The sequence below is a fragment of the Pseudomonas sp. AC463 genome, from assembly GCF_979253585.1.
Genome location: NZ_CEEDDZ010000138.1, coordinates 1 through 430, shown reverse-complemented (window position 1 = coordinate 430; position 430 = coordinate 1). Strand labels below are relative to the sequence as shown.

General features: G+C 70.7%; 1 protein-coding gene and 1 pseudogene. Both read left to right on the top strand.

Annotation, left to right across the window (positions count from 1 at the left end; translation table 11 throughout):
- A pseudogene (locus tag AC0IYH_RS29475) lies at nt 1–160 on the top strand (porphobilinogen synthase); the annotation flags it as partial.
- A gap of 13 nt (nt 161–173) precedes the next feature.
- Nucleotides 174–430 (top strand): hypothetical protein (locus AC0IYH_RS29470; RefSeq protein WP_471837588.1); only part of this gene is annotated, 257 nt, incomplete at its 3' end.

Below are 430 nucleotides of genomic sequence, written 5' to 3'. Positions count from 1 at the left end.
GGTCAGCGGCGAATACGCGATGATCGAGGCGTCCGCCGCGGTCGGCGCGGGCGACCGCGACGCGCTGGTGCTGGAGACGCTGATGGCGTTCAAGCGGGCCGGCTGCTCCGGTGTCCTCACCTACTACGCGGCTCATGGCGCGCGGCTGCTCGGCGCATGATCGTCGTAGCCCGATGACCGCGCGCATCTCCGGCACCACGCCGCTCGGCCGCGGACTCTTCGTCGCGACGATCCTGGCCGGATCGTTCCTGTTGTTCCTCGTCCAGCCGATGGTGGCGCGGATGGCGTTGCCGCGGCTGGGCGGTGCGCCCGCCGTGTGGAATTCGGCGATGCTGGTCTATCAGGCGCTGCTGCTCGGCGGCTACGCTTATGCCCACGCGCTGGGCCGGGTCCGGCCGCGGATGCAGGCGACGATCCACATTGCGGTGCT